The organism is Streptomyces sp. NPDC018029 (assembly GCF_044327655.1).
Taxonomy (GTDB): Bacteria; Actinomycetota; Actinomycetes; order Streptomycetales; family Streptomycetaceae; genus Streptomyces.
On record NZ_JBIRFV010000002.1, the window covers coordinates 18,590 to 35,070 of the forward strand.

15 protein-coding genes and 3 pseudogenes are annotated in these 16,481 nt (G+C 70.2%); 7 read left to right on the forward strand and 11 right to left on the reverse strand.

The genetic code is table 11. The annotated features are described in order from the left end of the window. Positions 1 to 12 precede the first annotated feature (12 nt). From ACH4D5_RS04690 to ACH4D5_RS04700, 3 genes are read right to left on the reverse strand one after another with little or no spacing between them, the layout of a single operon-like run. Positions 13 to 1,029, reverse strand: a complete 1,017-nt coding sequence (locus ACH4D5_RS04690) for a serine/threonine-protein kinase (RefSeq protein WP_398298596.1) — start codon at positions 1,027 to 1,029, stop codon at positions 13 to 15. Beyond that, positions 1,029 to 1,946 (reverse strand): hypothetical protein, encoded by a 918-nt coding sequence (locus tag ACH4D5_RS04695; protein ID WP_398298598.1) that lies wholly within the window; start codon positions 1,944 to 1,946, stop codon positions 1,029 to 1,031. Before ACH4D5_RS04695 ends, ACH4D5_RS04690 begins: the two co-directional genes overlap by 1 nt. Before the next feature lie 11 nt (positions 1,947 to 1,957). Next, positions 1,958 to 4,324, reverse strand: a complete 2,367-nt coding sequence (locus tag ACH4D5_RS04700; RefSeq protein ID WP_398298599.1) for an FHA domain-containing protein — start codon at positions 4,322 to 4,324, stop codon at positions 1,958 to 1,960. Positions 4,325 to 4,554: 230 nt separating this feature from the next. Here ACH4D5_RS04700 and ACH4D5_RS04705 point away from each other — a divergent pair. Then, positions 4,555 to 5,434 (forward strand): annotated as a pseudogene (locus tag ACH4D5_RS04705) (alpha/beta fold hydrolase). On the opposite strand, the pseudogene ACH4D5_RS04710 reads toward ACH4D5_RS04705, so the two are convergent. The 4 genes and pseudogenes from ACH4D5_RS04710 to ACH4D5_RS04725 all read right to left on the reverse strand — a co-directional run. Continuing rightward, a pseudogene (locus ACH4D5_RS04710) lies at positions 5,428 to 5,765 on the reverse strand (glycoside hydrolase family 6 protein); the annotation flags it as partial. The pseudogenes ACH4D5_RS04705 and ACH4D5_RS04710 sit on opposite strands and share 7 nt — an antisense overlap. Positions 5,766 to 5,886: 121 nt before the next feature. Beyond that, positions 5,887 to 6,468, reverse strand: coding sequence for a snapalysin family zinc-dependent metalloprotease (locus ACH4D5_RS04715; protein WP_398298601.1), 582 nt, complete (start codon positions 6,466 to 6,468; stop codon positions 5,887 to 5,889). Positions 6,469 to 6,635: 167 nt separating this feature from the next. Continuing rightward, positions 6,636 to 6,875, reverse strand: a complete 240-nt coding sequence (locus ACH4D5_RS04720; RefSeq protein ID WP_398298603.1) for a hypothetical protein — start codon at positions 6,873 to 6,875, stop codon at positions 6,636 to 6,638. A 49-nt stretch (positions 6,876 to 6,924) separates the two neighbouring features. After that, positions 6,925 to 7,089, reverse strand: coding sequence for a hypothetical protein (locus ACH4D5_RS04725; RefSeq protein WP_398298605.1), 165 nt, complete (start codon positions 7,087 to 7,089; stop codon positions 6,925 to 6,927). Between ACH4D5_RS04725 and ACH4D5_RS04730 the strand changes: the two genes are divergently transcribed. The 4 genes from ACH4D5_RS04730 to ACH4D5_RS04745 all read left to right on the forward strand — a co-directional run bounded on the left by ACH4D5_RS04730 (position 7,073) and on the right by ACH4D5_RS04745 (position 10,006). Further along, the gene (locus tag ACH4D5_RS04730) at positions 7,073 to 8,386 is read left to right on the forward strand and encodes an RHS repeat-associated core domain-containing protein (protein ID WP_398298607.1); all 1,314 of its coding nucleotides are present in this window, start codon (positions 7,073 to 7,075) and stop codon (positions 8,384 to 8,386) included. The two genes, ACH4D5_RS04725 and ACH4D5_RS04730, sit on opposite strands and share 17 nt — an antisense overlap. A gap of 24 nt (positions 8,387 to 8,410) precedes the next feature. Beyond that, positions 8,411 to 8,881, forward strand: coding sequence for a hypothetical protein (locus ACH4D5_RS04735; protein ID WP_398298609.1), 471 nt, complete (start codon positions 8,411 to 8,413; stop codon positions 8,879 to 8,881). Between the two features lie 16 nt (positions 8,882 to 8,897). Next, positions 8,898 to 9,365, forward strand: a complete 468-nt coding sequence (locus ACH4D5_RS04740) for a hypothetical protein (RefSeq protein ID WP_398298611.1) — start codon at positions 8,898 to 8,900, stop codon at positions 9,363 to 9,365. A 257-nt stretch (positions 9,366 to 9,622) separates the two neighbouring features. Beyond that, complete coding sequence (locus ACH4D5_RS04745) at positions 9,623 to 10,006, forward strand: hypothetical protein (protein ID WP_398298613.1); 384 nt, start codon at positions 9,623 to 9,625, stop codon at positions 10,004 to 10,006. A 463-nt stretch (positions 10,007 to 10,469) separates the two neighbouring features. On the opposite strand, the gene ACH4D5_RS04750 is transcribed toward ACH4D5_RS04745, so the two are convergent. Together ACH4D5_RS04750 and ACH4D5_RS04755 are read right to left on the reverse strand one after the other, a co-directional pair. Next, the gene (locus tag ACH4D5_RS04750; RefSeq protein ID WP_398298615.1) at positions 10,470 to 11,000 is read right to left on the reverse strand and encodes a VOC family protein; all 531 of its coding nucleotides are present in this window, start codon (positions 10,998 to 11,000) and stop codon (positions 10,470 to 10,472) included. A 305-nt stretch (positions 11,001 to 11,305) separates the two neighbouring features. Beyond that, positions 11,306 to 12,020 (reverse strand): annotated as a pseudogene (locus tag ACH4D5_RS04755) (hypothetical protein); the annotation flags it as partial. A gap of 162 nt (positions 12,021 to 12,182) precedes the next feature. On the opposite strand from ACH4D5_RS04755, the gene ACH4D5_RS04760 reads away from it, so the two are divergent. Next, the gene (locus tag ACH4D5_RS04760; RefSeq protein WP_398299938.1) at positions 12,183 to 12,980 is read left to right on the forward strand and encodes an IS5 family transposase; all 798 of its coding nucleotides are present in this window, start codon (positions 12,183 to 12,185) and stop codon (positions 12,978 to 12,980) included. A gap of 132 nt (positions 12,981 to 13,112) precedes the next feature. Further along, complete coding sequence (locus ACH4D5_RS04765) at positions 13,113 to 13,943, forward strand: nucleotidyltransferase domain-containing protein (RefSeq protein WP_398298617.1); 831 nt, start codon at positions 13,113 to 13,115, stop codon at positions 13,941 to 13,943. A gap of 610 nt (positions 13,944 to 14,553) precedes the next feature. Here ACH4D5_RS04765 and ACH4D5_RS04770 read toward each other — a convergent pair. Continuing rightward, positions 14,554 to 15,201: a LuxR C-terminal-related transcriptional regulator gene (locus ACH4D5_RS04770; protein ID WP_398298619.1), complete on the reverse strand. Its 648-nt coding sequence runs from the start codon at positions 15,199 to 15,201 to the stop codon at positions 14,554 to 14,556. After that, a complete protein-coding gene (locus ACH4D5_RS04775) occupies positions 15,189 to 16,427 on the reverse strand; it encodes a sensor histidine kinase (protein ID WP_398298621.1) in 1,239 nt (412 codons plus the stop codon). The genes ACH4D5_RS04770 and ACH4D5_RS04775 overlap by 13 nt, the downstream gene beginning before the upstream one ends. Positions 16,428 to 16,481: the final 54 nt, after the last annotated feature.

The following is a 16,481-nucleotide window of genomic DNA, read 5'->3' on the forward strand; positions in this document are numbered from 1 at the left end:
AGACCGGCCGCTCTATTCGGTCAGCCGCCGGAAGACCGGCTGGGCCCAGCGGGGCGGGTCGGGGGGCGCGTCCGGGTGGGCCGGAGCTTGCTCGACGCGGCGGTCCACCCACGTCGGGGGGTGGCCGTCCGTACTGCTGCCCATGGCCGCGGCCCGCAGCGTGGCGGCGAATTCCAGGCACGACCCGTACCGGTCCTCCGGGCTCTTGGCCAGCGCCTTGGCGAGGACCCCGTCGAGGCCGGGGGCAACACCCGGCCGCTTCTCCGTCAGGCGGGGCGGCTGGTCGTACTGATGGGCCCAGAGGAGGGCGAAGTCGTCGTCGCGCTGGAACGGCGGCCCGCCCGCCATGGTCTCGTACACGACGCAGGCGAGGCTGTAGACATCGCATCGGCCGTCCACCGGGCGGCCCGATATCTGCTCCGGCGCCACGTAGTCGAGGGTTCCGACGAACTGGCCCACGGTCGTGAATCCGGTCAGCGACAAGGACTTCTTCGTGAGGCCGAAGTCCGTGAGGTAGGCGTGCTCGGGGTGGTCGCTGTCCGTGCCCTTGGCGATGAGAACGTTGCCGGGCTTGACGTCCCGGTGGACCAGGCCGTGGTCGTGCGCCGCGTCGAGCGCGGACGCGACCTGGGTGGCGATGCGGAGCGCAGCCGTGACGGAGAGCGGGCCGCCGCGGTCGAGCAGGTGGCGCAGATCGCTCCCGGGGACATACCGCATGGCGATGTAGAGCACCCCGTCCGTCTCGCCGGCCTCGAAGACGGGCACGATGTGCGGGTGTTCGATCGCGGCGGCGACACGTGACTCGTGCGTGAAGCGCCGCCGGAAGGTGTCGTTGCGGGCGAGTTCGGGGGCGAGCAGCTTGAGGGCGACGGTCCGGTCGAGGCGCAGGTCCCTGGCGCGGTAGACCACGGCCATGCCGCCGCGGCCGATCTCGCCCTCGACTTGGTAGTCCGCGATCCGCTGTCCGATCAGCTCGGAGGGCCGCCCGGAGTGCGGGCTCGGGCCGCCCTCGCCCGGCGCGGCCGCCATCAGGCGTCACCGGGCCGGAGCGGCTGATCGGGTTCGTCCCCCTCGGGCGGGAGAAACGGGGCGGGGTGTCCGCCGTGCGGGGTGTGCAGTTCAGGGGTGTGCAGTTCATCGACCACCTGAGTCTCCCCAGGCCCTACCGCCTCGCCCACCACCCGCGTCGGCTCAGGCCCTACCGCCTCGCCCACCACCCGCGTCGGCTCACGCCCTACCGCCTCGCCCACCACCCGCGTCGGCTCGGGCCCTGCCACCTCATGTATCACCTGCGTCTCCCCCGGCCCCGTCCCGGCGGTCGAACCGTCGGTTCCGTCGGTCGGTTCCTGCGCTGCGGGGACGAGGCGGGTCGGTTCCTCGTCAGGCGGAGGGGAAGCGCCGGGGCCGGTGGCGGCTGCCCGTGGGGGTTCGGCGGCATCGTGGTCATCGCCGTTCCCCTCGGCAGCGGGCCCTTCCGTCGCCGCGTACGTACTGAGCCTCGTTCCGTCGCAGTACACCCACCGCTCGTGGTCGGCGTCGTAGAGCCACAACGATTCGCCCTCCACGACCACGCCCACCCGCAGCCCGTGCGTCCCGCGCCGGAAGGACTCCCCGTCGCCGCCACCCGCCAGTTCCTCCACCGCACTCCGGTAGCGGCCGAGGGCGTCCTCGGTCCTGGTCAGCAGCGGACGCGGGTCCGCCGTGCGGGTCAGGGGGCCGCTCGCGCCCGGTGGATCGCGCGGCACGGCGAGCAGGAGCCGGCCGTCGACCCATGCCGACCAGCCGTTGGCGCACACGATCCGGCCCCAGTCGCCGAGGCGGTCGACCAGCTGCACGGGCAGCAGCGCGTCGAGGGGGGTCGTCGGACGCTCCACGTCGGGTGCCTCCCAGGCGGGCATTCCGTCCTGGGGAACCACATGGGTGGGGCGGAAGTCCGCGGGGGTCATCGCCGGCACTCCTACTTCCGCATCACGGCGGGTTCATGGCGGCGCAGCAGCCTGGCGACCACGTATCCGAAGACGGCCGACAGGACCACCAGCATCCCCATGTCGAGCAGCCAGACCCCCGCGGAGTGCCGGAACAGCGGGTCGGTGGTCAGTTCGCCCGGGACGATCCTGCCGAGGCCGATGGTGCCCGCCATGGCGCCCAACGCCCAGCGCGAGGGCACCAGCCACGCCAGTTGTTCGACGCCGGGCACGCCGTTCAGCTTGAGGAGTGCGCCGCAGAAGACCACCTGGACGATGGCGAGGAACACGAGCAGCGGCATCGTCACCTCTTCCTTGCGCACCAGCGCCGATACGAGCAGGCCCAGCATCATGGCGGTGAACGCCAGCAGGGCCACCGCGAGGGTGACTTCCACCAGCGGTGGCAGCAACACCCCGTCGCCGCCGGGCGCGTTGAGGTCGACGCCGAGGAGAGCGACAAGGGCCAGCACGACGGCCTGGAGCACCGTGACCGTGCCCAGGACGACGACCTTGGACATCAGATACGCCGATCTGGAGAGCCCCACCGCCCGTTCCCGCCGGTAGATGACGCGTTCCTTGACCAGTTCGCGCACCGCGTTGGCGGCACCGGTCAGGACTCCGCCGACGCAGAGGATGAGCAGCGCGTTCATCGCCGTCTCCTGCGTGAGCCGGCTTCCGGCCAGCGCGCGGGCCATGGCGCCCATTACGAACGGCAGGGCGATCATGATGGCGAGGAACGTGCGGTCGGCGCCGAGCGCGGCCGCGTACCGCCGCACCAGCGTGCGCAGTTGGGATCCCCAGCTCTGCGGCTTCGGCGGCGGCGCGAAGGAGCCGGGCGTGGCCGTGCCGTCCTGCGGGAGGGACATCAGGTACGGCTGCGCGGAGGAGTTGACGATGTAGCGCTGGTGCAGCGGAGAGAGGCTGTAGTCCCGTGCCCAGTCCCGGTCGCGGTCGCCTTCGAAGGCCTCGAACGCCTCCGGCCACTGCGGGAAGCCGAAGAACGGCAGCGCGTCCCGCGGCGGCCCGTAATAGGCGATCTTCCCGCCCGCGGCGAGGACGAGGAGCCGGTCGCACACGTCGAGGCTGAGCACGCTGTGCGTGACGACGATGACCGTGCGGCCGTCGTCGGCGAGGCCGCGCAGCATGTGCATCACCGAGCGGTCCATGCCGGGGTCGAGCCCGGACGTGGGCTCGTCGAGGAAGAGCAGCGAGGGCTTGGTGAGCAGTTCGAGTGCGACACTCACGCGCTTGCGCTGGCCGCCGGAGAGGCTGTGGATGGGCTGGTCGGCGCGTTGTTCCAGGCCGAGTTCGCGGATGACCTCGTCGACTCTGGCCCGGCGTTCCGCCCGCTCGGTGTCCTGGGGGAAGCGGAGTTCGGCGGCGTAGCCGAGGGCGCGGCGCACGGTCAGCTGGACGTGCAGGATGTCGTCCTGCGGTACGAGGCCGATGCGCTGGCGCAGCTCCGCGTAGTCGCGGTAGAGGTCGCGGCCGTCGTAGAGGACGGTGCCGCCGTCCGCGGGGCGCAGCCCGGTGAGGGCGTTGAGCAGGGTGGACTTCCCCGCGCCGCTGGGTCCGACAACGGCCAGCAGGCACTTCTCGCCGACGGGGAACGAGACCTGGTCGAGGAGTGTCTTGCGGCCCCGGTCGACGGTGACCGTCAGGCCCTGGACGTCGAGAGACACCTCGCCCGTGTCGACGTACTCCTGCAGCTGGTCGCCGACGAGGCAGTACGCGCGGTGGCCGACGCCGACGATGTCCCCCGGCGCCAGAGGGGCGCGGTCCACCGGCTGGCCGTTGAGGTAGGTGCCGTTGTGGCTGCGGAGGTCGACGATCTCGTACGTACCGTCCGGGAGGACCCTCAGTTCGGCATGCCGGCGGGAGACGACCAGGTCGTCGATGACCACGTCGTTGTCGTCGGCGCGGCCGATGCGGATGGTGCGGGTGGGCAGCGGGCGCACGGTCGTCGGCTGCCGGAAGGTGCCGGTGGCCGAGGGCGTGCTGACGGAGGAGGGGCGTTCGGGAGCGCGGGGTTCGGGCGGAGTGCGGCCGACGACCACCGCGCGCGGGCCGTCGGTGACGCTGCCGAAGCGGATGACGCTGCCCGGCCCGATCTCCCCCTCCTCGACGCGCCGCCCGTCGGCGTACGTTCCGTTGGTGCTGTGCTCGTCCTCGATGGTCCAGTGATCGAGCTCGGCGTGGAGGACGGCGTGATGCCACGAGACGCGGATGTCGTCGATGACGATGTCGCTCAGCGGGTCGCGGCCCACGTGATAATCCCGGCTCGGACTCATCACCGTGGAGCCGGTGTCGGTCTCCAGCACGAGTTCGGGCGCAGTCGGCGCCACAGGCCGCTTCCCCATGCCAAAATTCTACCCATTCGCCCGAATCTCCGCCTGAGGTCGCCGCCACCGGCCTCCGCCGGGCCGGTGAGCACGAGGGCGATCAGCGCATGGGCGATGAGTTCGGCAGTGGATCGGCTCTGCCCAGGCAAGATCTGCCCAGGCAAGAGGCGAATGCTTGAGGTGGCTGCCGCGCCCGACCTCGACCGCGCGACGTGGCCGTCCCACGACGACGTACTCCCGGCGACCCGATGACCACTGTGACCACTGTGACCACGGTCCACACCAATGGGGTCGCCATCGGCATCGAGTCGTTCGGTGACGACGACGCACCCCTCGTCCTGCTCGCGGGCGGGACGACGATGCTTTCCTGGCCCGACGCGCTGTGCGAGCGTCTCGCCGCCGGCGGGCGCCGCGTGGTGCGCTACGACCTGCGCGACAGCGGGGAGTCGACCAGCGCGGACCCGCAGGCACCCTCCTACACCTTGCGCGACCTCGCCGCCGACGCGGTGGCCCTCGCCGGCGCGCTCGGCGGGCGGCCCGCGCACCTCGCGGGCATCGGCGTCGGGGGGATGGTCGCGCAGGTGGCCGTGCTCGATCATCCGGCCGTGTTCTCGGCGCTCACGCTGGTCGGCACCCGCGCGGTGGCCCCCCGGCCCGCCCGACGCCGACCTGCCCGACCATGACCGGGCGACGATGAGCCGGCTGTTCGCCCGCCCGCAGCCCGACTGGACCGACCGCGAGGCGGTCGCGGAGTTCGCCGCCGCCGGCGCGGAGATCCGGGGCGACGACCCCGTTGCCGCGCGCGAGATCGCCGCGCGCGTCTGGGACCGCACGCCCGACACCACGCCCCCGGTCCAGACGGCCAACCAGCTGGGCATGGTGTTCTCCCGGCTCGACTGCGCCCCCCGCTGGCGCGAGCGCCTGCCCGGCATCGACATCCCGACGCTCGTCGTCCACGGCCGCCGCGACCCGTTCTTCCCCGTCGGCAACGGCGAGGCGATCGCGCGCGAGATCCCCGGGGCGCGGCTGCTCGTCCTCGAGGAGGCCGCCACCGCGATCCCCGGGGCGGCGGCCGGTGAGATCGCCGAGGCGATGCTCATCCTCGGACAAGGGTCCCCGGATCAGTAGCCGTAGATCATCTTGTAGGCGACCACGGGGAGGAACTGCCCGGCCGAGGAGCCGATTCCGACGCCGCAGTTGCCGTCGGACTTGCCCGGGGCCTTGATCCACAGGAGCATCTCGGCGCCTCCGCCCAGTTGGGTGGGGTGCCGATGCGGCGGCCCGAGGGGTCGCACCACTGACCGTTGGAGCCGTTGCCGTTGCCGTTGCGGCTGGTGTCCACCACGAACGGTTTGGTGCAGCCGTACCGGGCGCCGAGTTCGCGCGTGATGGCGTTGCCGTACGCGGTGTTCTCGGCCGTGGTCAGGCAGTTGGAGACGTTGAGGGAGAAGCCGTGGGCCTATCGGAGGCCGGCCTTCGTCGGAGGCGTGATCGCTTACCGCCGCACACGCGCGGGTGACGATGCCTGACCGCGATATGGCTGGGGTCAGGCATCGTCACGTCGGGGTGGCCCTCGCCGACTAGGGCGCGTCCACCAGCACGCGGCCGCCGGTCCGGGTGTGTGCCTCGGCGCCGCCCGCGTACGCGTTCTCGACTCGCGTGCGCTCGGCCGCGTCGGGCACCGCGTTACGGCAGCTCGTACCGGCGCTGGAGCCCGACATCAGCTGCGAGCAGGGGCCGGGCTTGGTGTCCGGCAGGCCCAGATTGTGGCCGAGTTCGTGGGCGACGATGCGGGTCTTGTCGTAGCCCTGGGAGACCGCCTGGCTGCCGAGTTCGACCCGCGCCCGGCCGCCCGGCCGGACCGGTCCGAGTGTGGCCTGCGGCCAGCCGGTGGTGGCCACGATCTGGATCTCCGCTCGGCTACCAGGGGCGGCTTTGACCAGCTTGACGTTGCCGACGTTGCCGTTCCATGAGGCGACCCCGGCAGAGATCGCCTGCTCCCAGCCTGCCGCTCGGCTGGCGTCGTAGCTGAGCGTGACCTGCGCGGCCACGCGCTTCGGCATGGTGGGCTCGGCCGCGGACACGGCGTGTGCCGCCGGGACCGCGGTCAAGAGCATCCCTGCTGCGGCACCGGCTATACCCAACCGTAAAAAGTGCACCATCACTGTCCTCTCACACGTGGGGGCTCTCGGACCCTGGGGGGACCGAAAGAGGGGACCAAGACGAGTGTCGCGAACATGCCAACCGTGTCAACTGGTTGGTTGCTGGCCCGTGACGACGACGCAGCACCGAGCCAAGGCGGCGGCGCATGCTTACCCGCTGTCTGTCGTCAGCTGTTGGAGGCGGCGGACTCTATCCAGTCGGTGTACGCGGCGGTGGCCGTGCAGTTCGACTTGGACTGCCGGTCGCTGGTGGAGGCGACATCGAGCAGGGTGCCGCCTACCATCGCGGGCCCGCCGGAGTCACCGCCGTCCGCGACACCGTCGACGCCCTGCATACCGATCGCGGTGCCGCCGTAGTAGTCCGTGGTCAGGCCGGTCACGCGCATGGTGACGGTCTTCAAAATCATCCCGGCACACGTGCGCTCACCCGTCGGACTGCTGACGCAAAACCCCAGCTCAGCGCACCCGGCCCCGCGGCTTCAGCAGCACAGTCGGCAGTTCGGGGGCGGGGAGTGGGCCCCCGTCGCATCCCTTTACGACGCCGAAGCGGTCGCCTGTCATCCAGTCGTCGCGGGCCTGCGCGATGTCCTCGTGCTTGCGGCCGATGAAGTTCCACCACATCTCACTGTCCGGCGCCCGGACCTTCGCTCTCGACCCGGTCGGCCGCGTCACCCGGGTGTCGGCCGCCACCTGGACCGAGACCTACGCCTACGACGACCTCGGCAACCTCACGGCCGCCGAGCACCCGGCCCCCGCCGGCCAGGAGGCGCAGGGTCCGGCACATCACTCCGGGACACGGGTCACCGCCGCGGGCCGTTCGACGTACGAGCACGACGCGCAGGGGCGCCTGGTGCGGGTGATCCGGCGGACGCTGTCCGGCCTCCGCCGGATCTGGACGTACGCCTGGGACGCCGATGACCGGCTCGCGCGGGCCGAGACGCCGGACCGCGGAGTGTGGGCCTACCGCTACGACGCACTCGGCCGCCGAACGGCCAAGATGCGCCTGGCCGACGACGGTTCGGTCGCCGAGGAGACCCTCTTCACCTGGGACGGCGCCAACCTCGCCGAGCGGCAGTCGACGCGGGATGGCGTGGTGGAGACCGACACCTGGGACTGGGAGCCGGGTACGCACCGCGCGGCGGCCCAGGTGCGCAGCCGGTGGCGTACGGCCGACTCGGACGAGGTCGACAGGCGGTTCTACGCGATCGTCACCGATCTCGTCGGCACGCCGAGCGAACTGGTCGGGGAGGACGGCGAGTTCGCCTGGCGGTCCGCCACCACCCTGTGGGGAAGGCGGCTGGGCGGGGTCGACCGGGACGACTGGGACGACGGCGGCCTGTGCCCGCTGGCCTTCCCCGGCCAGTACCGCGACCCGGAGACGGGCCTGCACTACAACCTCTCCCGCTACTACGACCCGGACACGGCGAGCTACCTCACCCCCGACCCGCTCGGCCTGCTCCCCGCCCCCAACCACCACGCGTACGTCGACAACCCGCTGCGCTGGAGCGACCCGCTCGGCTTGGAGGGCGACGAGCCGACCCGCATCTACGACGACTCGACCTACGACAAGCACGGCTCGGGCAGCAGCTCGTCGGCCAAGGGCGAGATCGGGCGAGCACCCGCGAACGGACAGGCGGCGTTGGACCGGTCGATTCCGTTGGGCGACGGGGACAACCCGGATAAGTTCCGGCGCATCGGCGTGGACCACGTGAACAACGAGATCGTGGTCCTGGACCGGCACGAGTACCACACCGACAGGAACGGCAAGATCGTGAAGGAGATCTACCATGGCCACGTGCAGGCGTCCTACCCGTCGAAGAGCGTCGGCGAGAATGACCTGACCAAGCTGGTACGGGCCAAGATGATCAACAACAAGAAGAAGCAGAAGGTGCTTCCGCCGCCCGCGTGCGACGGCTGACGGGTGCGGGAAGGAAGAGTGGCCATGACGGCCGGGTGGAACTGGGAGACCGGAGAAGGTCTGCTGGGAGTCGACGACCCCGCGGACTGGGACGCGGCGTACGAGCGCGGTGAGAACGGTCTGGGTACGGCGGCCATCGGCCTGGCCCGCAACTGCCCGCTGGCCGCGGCCTCGCCGCGCATCATCAAGGCGATGCGGCTGCCGGACCGCGGCCAGCGCGGCTTCGCGTACACCGCGGCCGGCACCGCGGCCCGCCTGAACGGCACCCTCACCCCCGAGCTGTACGCCGCCCTGCGGGCGGAGGGCCACCGCGGCCTCGCCGAAACCGCCGTCGACGACACCCTCGACTACGTGCCGTTCCGCGAACTGCCCCTGTGGTTCAAGTGGCGCACGGTCGCATCGAAGGTAGAGGACAAGCTGAAGACCTGGCGCCTGAACATCACCTACGCGGCCGAGGACGCGCGCGCGGCCCTCCGCCGGCTGCGGCGCCGCTGACGCAAGGGGTACGGCGATGGCGACGGACTGGGACCGGCCGGGCGAGGAGAGCCTGCTCCGTTTCGACGACCTCGCCGCTTGGGACGCGGCGTACGAGCGCGGCGAGGGCTCGCCGGGCTCCGCCGTGATCGGCCTGGCCTTCCACTGCACCCTCGGGGAAGCCTCGCCGCGCATCATCAGGGCGATGCGGCTGAGCGACCCGAACCAGCGGGGATTCGCCTTCACCGCGGCCGGGACCGCCGCCCGCCTCCACGGCCGGCTGACCCCCGAGCTCTACGAGGCCCTGCGGGCGGAGGGCCCGGGCGGTTTCGCCGAGCACGCCATCAGGGACACGCTGACGTTCGTTCCGTTCCGCGAGCTCCCGCCATGGTTCAAGCGCCGGAAGATCGTCACCGGGGTGCGCAACAAACTGGAGAGCTGGTGGCTGCGCTCCGGGGAGTCGATCAGTGATGTCTGGTCGGCCTTGCGGCGGCACCGCTTCTGAAGAGTCAGTGGGTGCAACCCAGCGTGCGGTGGTCCTCCAGCGGCGCACGGCCCAAGTCCCGTGGTCTCCTTCATCAACCACGGCGGAGGCCTTTACGTCCGCTGATACGTTCCCGCAGTGAGCGAACAACTGCCCGGCGGCGGCATTGACCTGTCGCCCGACGAGACCGAAGCCCTCCATGCCAGGTGGTCATGCTGCTGGACCCCGAATGAGGTCGCGCAGCAGCTGACCGGATCTGGGAGGACGCCACACCTGAGGTGCTGGCCGCCGTACATCAGACATGGCTCCGGGATCCGGCGACCGGAAACTACCTGCTCGACGTGTTCCGCGAACCGCACGACGGGGACAGCTGGATCTGTCGGCGAGACGAGAGGATCCGGCTTCCCTACAGCCGCATCATCGCTCACACTCAGGACGGCATCCCGTATCTCGTGCCCGAACTGGTCCTGCTCTTCAAGGCCAAGCACGCCCGCCGGAAAGATCGATCAGACTTCGACGCGATCGTCCCGCACATGTCTGCGGCTCAGCGCGAGAACCTGAACGAACTACTCGGCCGCGTCCACCCGGGACATCCATGGGTGACGGAGCTGCAACACCACCAAGCCCACGAGCACGGCGGCGACTCGGGACGATTGCAGTGATCCGGACCGACCGGCTCGGCAGGCGCCAAGGCCGACGGGCGGGTCACATCGCAACCCATCGCGATTGATCATGCCGGGGCTCGTTCAGTGACTCCCCGGCACATCGCGAACGACTCCCGCTCCAGCACTCCCTTTTGACCGTGCCGTACCGGTCCTGCGGCAGAGGCGCACGCGCGGGGTACTGGGAGTTCTTCGTGATGCCGCCGAGCGCCGCGGGACGTCGGTAGGGCGCATCCTGACGACGGGGGGCCAGAGACCGTGGAGCCGACGTTCAGGTCCCGCGTGATCGCGCCCCTCGCAGCGGCCAGGGACTGGAGTCGAGTCAGGAACCGGCGCCAAGTGCCCTTCCGCTGCTACCGGTGGAACAGGCCGTAGACCGTAGCCTCGGCCCCACGGCCCGCACTCAGCAGGTCGGCGCTGTTGTCGTGGCGGCAATGGGGGCGGGTCTGTTCGGCGGCAGGGGTCAGCGCCAGTGGTTGTTGCTGGTGTGGTCGCCGGCGAGCCAGCGGGCGAGGTCGGCGTGTGCGGTGGCGCGCCGCTCGGCGTCGATCTTCTCCACGTCGGGGTGGTCGACCGCGAATTCCAGGATGAGCCCGTTGGGATCTGTGACGTAGAGCGAGACGCAGAAGCCGTGGTCGAGTACATGGGCGTTGGAATCGGCGTAGCCGGCCTCGTTGACGCGCTCGAGTATCGCTTCTTGGGTCTCCGTCTCGACCTTGAAGGCGATGTGGCGCAGGGGGGTGACGTTGAGGTCCGTCTTGAACTCCTCCTGGTCCTTGGGGTCGGCGAACTGGAAGAAGGCGAGCGCGCTGCCGTCGGCCATGCCGTAGAGGGCGTGGCTGTAGGCGCGTTCGGTGCCGGAGAGCACCTCGCGTTCGGTCCAGGTGGCCACCAGGGGCAGGCCGATGACGTCCTCGTAGAAGTGCCGGTTGGCCTCCTGGTCGTCGGTGATCCATGCGTGGTGGTGGAGGCGGAGGGGCAGGGCCTGGCTCATGTGGGTCAACTCCGTTGATCGGCGGGGAACTTGAACCGGAGACCCGGCTGGTCTCCGTTGCTCCCATCAGCGTGCGCCCTGCACAGGTTGAATGTTAAATCAAAATGAGCCATTGTTGGCGACGTTGCTGCCGGGCGCTCCGTGGGACTTGACCGGCCTTCAGCAGGGGTAGGGGTGCGGTGGTCCATTCACCTTGCGAATCTCGGGGGGATCCAGTGTCGGATTTCGCGTGGGTGGACGTTGAACTGGTGCCGCGACCGGTGCTGCACGGCGCTCAGGACGGTCTGTCCGAGCGCGGAGTGGTGTATGACGGCGTCGATGGGCGTGGCCGGGTTTTGCACTGCCATCTGCTGCGTCTCTTGCACGGTGGACTGGTGGGCACGGTCGCAGGAGTCACCCGGCAGCAGATCGCAGTCGTTTCGCGGGCATTGCGGGTCGTGTACGAGCGGTGTCTCCTCGCGGTCACAGACCAGGAACTGCCGCGCCGGGGGCAGGCGCCCTCGCTGGTGAGCAGCGCCGCCAGGATGGGTGGGGGCGTCGCCTCGTTGGCCGCCGCTGCCCGGCGAACCTCGGCATGCGGATGCCGCGCGAGCCTGCCGGCCACTTCAGATGTAGTCCACAGAGCGAGCTCCGCGACGACCCGTACGTCCGCGTCAGCGGCAAGCGTCTCCACCATCAGATGGGAGACCGGAACAGGCAGCCAGCTTCTCCCGGTGCCCAAAGACTGGATCCGTCGCGAAAAGGCGCGCCCACTCCGGGCTGTCAACATCGGAGCAAGGCGAGGGCGGCGTCCGGTTGTGCTGCGGGATCGATGTCGGCAGTGGTCAGCCGGCCCTCGGACGCAAGCCATGCGGCGCTCTCCTCAACGCGCGATGCCAGGGCAACCGCCTGCGCATGGTTGAGATCCTCGCGACGAGCGAGGTCCGCGGCGATGTCAGCGTCCGCGACCTCGATCAGCCGGTCGACCAGCTCGGGCGGCAGGGCGGCATTGGCAGCCAGTCGGCACAGGACATGATTCACAAAGAGCATCCTGCCTGGATGGTGACCGAATGGCTCGCAGTTTCTGACGTCACCGAGATGTGGTGACATCCGGACTCGTGCTGAGCGCCGTACTTGGCCGAGCTCGCCAACTAAGAGATCGTCTCAACTGGCGTTATCGTTAGGTTGGGTGCCGTGATGGCGATGGTGGAGCGTCTGGTGCCGGACGCGTTGTGGGAGTTGTTCCAGCAGGTGGTGCCGGCCGCTCCGGTGAGGCCGCAGGGCGGGGGCAGACGTCGGTATGGGGACCGGCAGGTGCTGGCGGCCATAGTGTTCGTGGCCACGACAGGCTGCACATGGCGGCAGCTGCCGCCGGGCTTCGGCCCGTCCGGGCCGACCGCGCACCGCCGCTTTACCGAGTGGAGCCGGGCCCGTGTGTGGGGCAAACTCCACCGCCTGGTCCTAGACGAGCTCGGCGCCAGAGGCGAGCTGGACTGGTCGCGGTGCGCCATCGACTCGGTGAACATGCGTGCGATGAAAGGGGGGGACTTGACGGGTCCGAATCCCGTAGATCGCGGTAAGAAGAGTTCAAAGATCCACTTGATCACCGAGCGGACCGGTCTGCCGCTCTCGATCGGTATCTCCGCGGCGAACACGCACGATAGCCAGGGACTTGAACCCTTGGTACGGGGCATACCTTCCATCCGTTCCCGGCGCGGGCCCCGCCGACGGCGGCCCGCCAAGCTCCATGGAGACAAGGGCTACGACTACGACCACCTGCGGAAATGGCTCCGCTCGCGAAACATCACCCCACACCTCGCCCGCAGAAACATCGAGTCCTCCCAGAAGCTGGGCCGCCACCGGTGGACCGTGGAGCGAACGGTGGCGTGGCTGTCTGGGTGCCGTCGCCTGCACCGCCGCTACGAGCGCAAGGCCGAGCATTTCCTGGCCTTCGCCGGTATCGCGGCCACCCTGATCTGCTGCCGCCGACTCGGCGGTTGAGCCATTCCCCTATGATCTCGATCATGGGCAATTTCTCCTGAGCGGTCCGCGACGGTCCACAGGCATCCGCCCGGCAGGTGCCGGGCCCCGTCAGCGTGCCCGCACGCTCACCTCAGGAGACACGACCACACCATGTCCGTTCACTCTGCCCGTTCCGCCCTGGACGACCGCATCGCACGCCTGCGACAGCTCGCCCACGCCGACGCCCGGCTGGAGGGCGTACTGCTCTACGGCTCGTGGACCGTGGGCGAGGCCGACGCCCATTCCGACATCGAGGCGTACCTCTACATCCAGGAAGACCACCTCGCCGACTTCGACGGCCCCGGCTTCCTGGCGCAGCTCGCCCCGCTCAAGCTCTCCTACACCAACATGTACGGCATCCTCGCCGTCGTCTTCGACGACCTGATGCGCGGCGAGTTCCACCTCACCCCGGCCGGCCCGGGTGTCGACGAAGTCCCCACCTGGCAAGGGATGGTGCACCTGCCCCGCCCCGAAGACGCCGTCCTGCTCGACCGCACCGGCCGGCTCACCCAGGCCGCCCGGCAGCTGGCCACCTTCCAGCCGCCGGAGCCGGTGACCACCGCCCAGCGGCTCACCGACGAGCTGACCAACTGGACGCTCATGCTGGCCCACGTCCTGGCCCGAGGCGAGATCGCCCGCGCCCACGCCCTGCTGCACACCGTCATCGCACCCCAGCAACTCCAGCTCTGCCGCCTGTTGCGCAACAGCACAGCCCACTGGCTCACCCCCAGCCGCGCGCTCGAACAGGACCTGCCGGACACTGACCGCCATCGCTACGCATCCACAACGGCTACCGCTCGCGACCAGGACGTGCGCACGGCGGCACACAACAGCTGGCGCTGGAGCCGTGACCTGGCCGCCGAGGCCGCCGACCGCTGGACCATCCACCTGCCGCACGAACTCCACGAACAGATCAGCAGCCGCCTGAACGACCCTCGCTGACCACATCCGGCTGGGGCCACCGGACTCATCCAGTGGCCCCAGCCTGGCGGCCACGGCCGCCGCACAACGCCAATTGAGATCATCTCTAACCAGCCCGGCAAGCAGCCTGACACTCCATCAGAACGAGCGTCAAATGGGCGTCACGAGCGTCATTTCAGCGTCAAGATATCGCCCGTAACGCCCACAGCGCACAGTTTGCGCGCGCTTAAAACCGCAGGTCAGGAGCCCTTTGCGGCCGGTTCAAGGATGACGACACACTCCACGTGGTGGGTCATCGGGAACAACTGCGGGCCCTCCCCCTCCCCTTCCTTATCTGGAGAGCGCCAATGCCGGAGGACGCCGAGTCCACACCCTGAACCCGGCCTCGGGCTGGAGTGGACCGCAGCGTAGCGGCAGCCAAAGGCCGGGTACGGGCCAAGCCGTTGTCGGCGTGGCTCTCACGCGCACTTGTCGTTGAGGGGGCGCTTCGCCCGTTGGACGAGGCGGCTTCGGGATAGGCGTGAAACCCCTGGTCCCAGGGGTGCTGGCGGGATTCCCATGTCGATCTCGAGGGAGGCGGCATGAGCGAAGATCGCGAGTCACTTGTAGCGGCAGTCGCGTGTCAGACGGATCAGGCGTTGAGGTAGGTGAGGACGGCCTGGACGCGCCGGTGGGTGTCGTTGGTGAGGGGGAGGTCGAGTTTGGCGAGCAGGTTGGAGATGTGCTTTTCGACGGAGACCGGCGCGAGGACGAGGCGTTCGGCGATCGCGGAGTTGGACAGGCCCTGGGCCATCAGGGCGAGGACTTCGTGTTCGCGGGGGGTCAGGCGGGCGAGGCCGGTGTGCCGACTGTTGCGGGCGAAGATCTGTGCGACGACATCGGGGTCGAGGGCGGTTCCGCCGGCGGCGACGCGTTCGAGGGCGTCGAGGAACGCGTCGATGTCGGTGACGCGGTCTTTGAGGAGGTAGCCGACGCCGCCCTGGCCGTCGGCCAGCAGTTCGGCGGCGTAGGTGCGCTCGACGTACTGCGACAGGATGATCACCGGCGGAGCGGGGGTGTGTCGGGCGCGGACTTCGATCGCGGCGCGCAGTCCTTCGTCGCGGAAGCCGGGCGGGAGGCGCACGTCGATGAGGGCGAGGTCGGGGCGGTGGGTGTCCATGGCGGCGATAAGGTCGGGGCCGGAGTCGACGGCGGCCAGGACCTCGTGGCCGGTGGCAGTGAGCAGGCGGATGAGTCCTTCGCGCAGCAGGAGCAGGTCTTCGGCGATTACAAGGCGCATGGGATCTCCGCGTGGACGGTGGTGGGGCCGCCCGTGGGGCTGGTCAGGGTGAGGGTGCCGTCGAGGGCTTCGATGCGGCGGCGCAGTCCGGTCAGGCCGGAGCCGTTCGGGTCGGCTCCGCCGTGTCCGTCGTCGGTGACGGTGACGGTCAGGGTGCCGTCGGAGCGGATGTGGACGGTGACGGTGACGGTGGTGGCGTGGGCGTGTTTGGTGATGTTGGTGAGGGCTTCGGCGATCAGGAAGTAGGCGGCGGCTTCCAGTGCCGGTGCCAGACGGTGGGGCAGGCGGATGTCGGAGGTGATGGGCAGGGGGTGGTCGGCGAGGAGGGCGGTCAAGGCGCCGTCCAGGCCGCGGTCGGTGAGGATCGGGGGGTGGATGCCGCGTACGAGGTGGCGTAGTTCGTCCAGGGCGGTGTTCACGTCGGCGCGGGCCGCGGCCAGGTCGGCGCGGGCCTGGTCGGCGGCGGGGCCAAGGGTTTTGAGGCGTCGCTCCGCCAGGGCCAGGGTCATGCCGAGCGCGACGATGCGGGCCTGGGCTCCGTCGTGAAGGTCACGTTCGATACGGCGCAGTTCGGCGGCTTGGGCGTCGATGGCGCGGCTGCGGGTGCGGGTCAGGTGGTCGGTGCGTTCGGTCAGTTGCTGGGTGCGGCCGGGCTTGAGCAACTCGGCGGCCAGGTGGGCCTGGCCGGTGGCCAGGGCGCGTACGACCCACGCGACGCCGGGCAGCAGGACCAGCCCGGCCAGCGCCGTCACGGCCTGTCCCCCCGGTGAGGCCACCGTCATGAACCCCGGATCGCCTCGGCGCTCTACAGGCAGCGCCCAGGCCCAGGCCGGTGAGGTGAGGGCCGCCAGGTCCACGGCGAGGACGACCACGGCGATGACGGCGCAGAGGACGGTCAGCGGGAAGAGGATCGTCAGCCAGGCCATGTCGCGCCAAGTGGCGGGATGGGCAGCTCGTTTCTGGGCACGGCCGGAGGCGACGCTCGCTTCGGCAGCAGGGTAGGGAGTGGGAATCCGGGTGGGCAGGATGAGGGCGGCGCGGCGCCGCTCGAGTCCGGCGAGCCGGCGCATCGCGGAGGTCGTAGCCAGGAAGGCGGGGGCGCCCAGGTGGGTGACGGCCAGGACCGCGCAGCCGGTGACCCCGGCCACGACGGTCACCAGCGCGCCGATGCCCGCGGCCAGGCCCAGCAGCAGGTACTGCAGAGACCGGACGGTGCGCTGGACCATGTCCCGCACTCTACGAACCTCCGGCTGCACAGCAGTGGCACGGGGAGCGGCCGC